The organism is Daejeonella sp., from assembly GCF_044232565.1.
Classification (GTDB): domain Bacteria; phylum Bacteroidota; class Bacteroidia; order Sphingobacteriales; family Sphingobacteriaceae; genus Daejeonella.
Genome location: NZ_JBIILQ010000260.1, coordinates 1 through 3,811, shown reverse-complemented (window position 1 = coordinate 3,811; position 3,811 = coordinate 1). Strand labels below are relative to the sequence as shown.

The following is a 3,811-nucleotide window of genomic DNA, read 5'->3' as shown; positions in this document are numbered from 1 at the left end:
CTTCCTCATCTGTATAACTATTTACCAAATGACGATATGTAATGATCAGAATTAAACTGGAGAAAGGAACGGTAAATAATAAACCAATAAATAGTGCCATGGCACCCAAAATATTGAGGCCTAACATTACCAAAAACAGGAGACTGATAAACCAAAAATGACCTTTGGTAATGGTCCAACTCTGACTGATAGATTCTGAAGAACCCGATTCCTGATCAACGATAAAACATACCACAAAACACAAACGAATGGTAAAAAATATGATGGGAATAGCAATTAGAATAAAAATAGGTAAAAGTTCCCAGCTAAATGGTTGGCTAGTATCAATCTCAGTGGTATTTATGAAGTAGATGGTGCTAATAAAGGCAATGATGGCTACAAGAATTAATCCTATAATCAATTTAACAATCAAAAAGTTGACTGCCTTTACCAAATTTGGTACAAAATCGGGGAATTCTGGATGATCATCATCATCTATTAATTTAAAGAATACTTGGTAGAATGCTACTGTAAAAAAAGCATCAAAAAGACTTAAAAGCACGTTTTGCACAAGCACACTCGTAGCTGTTTCATTCAAAACAGCATTTAATACGGTTGTAATGAACAGAATAAAGAAAAATTGGACTGCGGTAAAACCGAGCAAAATCCAAATATTTCTTTTTGCAAGTTCCCAGGCCTCCGACAAAATCGCACTCACAGACATCCGCTGATTCATATATTTCTATTTTCTAAAAATTATTCTATTCCAAAAATCCTGCATAAAACCTAGTCCGTATGCAATGAGTTGCACGAAGGATGCAGCAATACTCAAAAATGCAACTTTTGCTGATTTGTTTACCTTCCACGAGTGAAAAAATATCAACAAAATGAAAATTGCTATCAAGGTATTACAAAATTCGGCCAAAGGATGAGCTAAAGCATTTAATATCAAGCTAACAATCAAAAAAAGTGTAAATAATGCAGGAAAAAAATGTACAATCTTCAACTCTGAAGGGAAGTGTTTATAAATATTAATTCTTGCCCGCCCAAAAAAGTGCAGTTGTTTGTAAAATTGCATCAAATCTGTTCTACGTTTATGAAACACTACGGCATCTGGAATTAAACCAATTTTAAAACCCATAGATTGAATGCGAATGCTAAATTCGATGTCTTCCCCTAGTCGAGTAAGTATGAATCCTCCAGTACGCTCCCAAACCTCCCTAGAAATTCCCATATTGAAACTTCTCGGATGAAACTGTCCGATGTGTTTTTTATTCCCTCTTATTCCACCAGTGGTGAATGGTGAAGTCATAGAATAGCTAATGGCCTTTTGCACCGGCGTAAATGAAGGATGGGCACCATCGGGTCCACCATAAGCATCGAGCTGATGCTCTAGGAGGTAGTTTTTAACTATTTCTAAATAATCAATAGGAATGAGGCAATCAGAGTCGAAAATCACAAAATAATCGCCTTTGGCACGCTCAAAGCCAAAATTTCTCGCAAAACCTTGTCCCCCGTTTTCCTTATAATAATAATGAATATCTAAGCGATCTGCATAACTATCCACAATATCTTTTGCATCAAGTGTTGAGCCATCCTCTATAACAATCACTTCAAACTGAAGATAAGTTTGCTGCGTTAAAGTATGAAGCAACTCATCAATCTCTTGAGGGCGATTATAAAGTGGAATAATGATTGAAAAAAACATGGTAAATGCTCGCTATTTAAATGCTTACTGAAAAAAATATCTGAAACCCATTCATTTGAAGGTAGAATTTAAACAGTTTTTTCAATTTGATATACATTCCTTTCGGTAGAATTTCTAGAAACTAATTCGGCGATAAAACCAGTAAGAAACAACTGAAAACCTACAATAATTGCTACAAGCGAGATGTAAAATAGTGGTTGATCCACTACCTCGCGGGTATAGCGAATGTGCATGGTAATGTGGTAGAGCTTTTCAATGATAATCCACAAGGCCATTATGGTACCTAAAAGAAAGCTTAAAGCGCCAATTGTACCAAAAAAATGCATGGGACGCTTGGCAAATTTACCTACAAAAAATATGGAAAGTAGATCAAGAAAACCATTTAAAAAGCGACTGAAGCCAAATTTAGTCGTACCATACTTCCGAGCACGATGCTCCACTACTTGCTCTCCGATTTTTTTGAATCCCGCCCATTTTGCAATCACAGGAATATAACGATGCATCTCACCATAAACCTCAATGCTTTTAACTACCTCTTTGCGATAAGATTTTAATCCGCAGTTAAAATCATGCAGATTATTTATTCCCGACATACGGCGGGTAACTAGGTTAAATAGCTTGGTTGGAATAGTTTTGCTAAGGGGATCATGACGCTTTTGTTTCCATCCAGACACCAAGTCATATTTCTCTTCTACAATTCTTCTGTAAAGTTCCGGTATTTCATCCGGGCTGTCCTGTAAATCGGCATCCATAGTAATAACAACATCACCTTGGCAGGCCTCAAAACCAACATTTAATGCTGCCGACTTCCCATAATTACGGCGAAACTTGATGCCAACAATAGCTGAATTTACTGTTTTTAAGTGCTCAATAACCTCCCATGAATCATCATTGCTCCCATCATCAACCAAGATAATTTCATAACTAAATGAATGCTTGTCCATCACCCTGCTAATCCAGCTGGTGAGCTCTGGCAGAGATTCTGCCTCGTTGTATAGAGGGATGATGACGGAGATGTTCATTGGTAGTAGGTAGTAGTTAGTAATCAGTAGTTAGTAGAAAGTAAAAATTAGTTAGTTTTTTAAATAGAAATCAGTTTTAATAGTATGTATTTTGTACTAAGCACTTTGTACTCAATACTTTGTACTCAATACTTTGTACTCAATATTATCTATTCTTCTTCCGTTGTAGAAGCGAAAATAGGCTCTTCTTTCTTAAAGATGGCAGCAAAAATTAGTGACATCACAAACTGGATAAGTATTGCAATACCAAGATTCTTAAAAAATTGCATCACTGTTGGATTGTATTGTTCTTTTACACCTTCCATTTGCTTACTTATAGCCTCATCGATCTGATCTTGATCCATACCCATATTTCCTAAGGTTTTACTTGTTCCCGCTTCCATATAAGTGGCAACAGTTTCAAAAGCATTAGGTTCAACAAACTTGTAGAAAGCAAAGTTTACCACCGAATAAAGTAAACCTGCAACAAAAGACATTAGAAAAATACCTTTTAATGCTTCTCTGAATGTCCAAAATCCACCAATTTTCTTTCTCAAGTCGAGTGTAAAGAAAATATAGATCAAAATTGAAATTACCATAGATCCGATTCCAAACCCGATAGATCCTAGTAGTGACGGCGCTGCATAATAAACTACAATTCCTATTACGACAGATAATATTCCAACGATAATACCATTTGTACTCGCTTGTTTGTTTAAATTTTGAAGTTTTAAATCCATGTTTTTTTTTAGTTTTGGTTGTTAAAAGATATAAGAAGCGCATAAACGGCAGATTCGAAATCAGGGTTTGCGCTATATTTAATAAATTCGTTAAAATCCTCATCTACAGGATCAGGATCTCTGAAAAATCCAATCATTGGGTAAAACAATTCTTTCAACTCAGAATCTTCTGGTATGGTAGAACTTACCCTTGCCACTTCTTTTAAGCTACTCTCCACCAAAATTTGATTGGCAATAACTACTTCATAGATACGATGTTCATCTTGAAACTCATCCTCATCCACCAGTAAAAACTCACGCAGAAAATCGCTCAGTTCAGGCTCAATTGCCTCATCTTGGCATTCCTGTAAATAGAGTAAAACATTGAGAAGTTCCGTTCCTCG

4 protein-coding genes and 1 pseudogene are annotated in these 3,811 nt (G+C 35.9%); all 5 read right to left on the bottom strand.

Going from position 1 to position 3,811, the window contains the following annotated elements; all coding sequences use genetic code 11:
* Positions 1-715: DUF975 family protein (locus ACILQF_RS11635; RefSeq protein WP_395627573.1), on the bottom strand; the 715-nt coding region annotated here is incomplete at its 3' end.
* 6 nt (positions 716-721) lie between these two features.
* Complete coding sequence (locus ACILQF_RS11630; protein WP_395627572.1) at positions 722-1,687, bottom strand: glycosyltransferase; 966 nt, start codon at positions 1,685-1,687, stop codon at positions 722-724.
* 68 nt (positions 1,688-1,755) lie between these two features.
* Positions 1,756-2,709, bottom strand: a complete 954-nt coding sequence (locus ACILQF_RS11625; RefSeq protein WP_395627571.1) for a glycosyltransferase family 2 protein — start codon at positions 2,707-2,709, stop codon at positions 1,756-1,758.
* 149 nt (positions 2,710-2,858) lie between these two features.
* Positions 2,859-3,428 carry a DUF4199 domain-containing protein gene (locus ACILQF_RS11620; protein WP_395627570.1) on the bottom strand — a complete coding sequence of 190 codons (570 nt, stop codon included), beginning with the start codon at positions 3,426-3,428 and terminating at the stop codon, positions 2,859-2,861.
* An 8-nt stretch (positions 3,429-3,436) separates the two neighbouring features.
* Positions 3,437-3,811: pseudogene (locus ACILQF_RS11615) on the bottom strand (hypothetical protein); the annotation flags it as partial.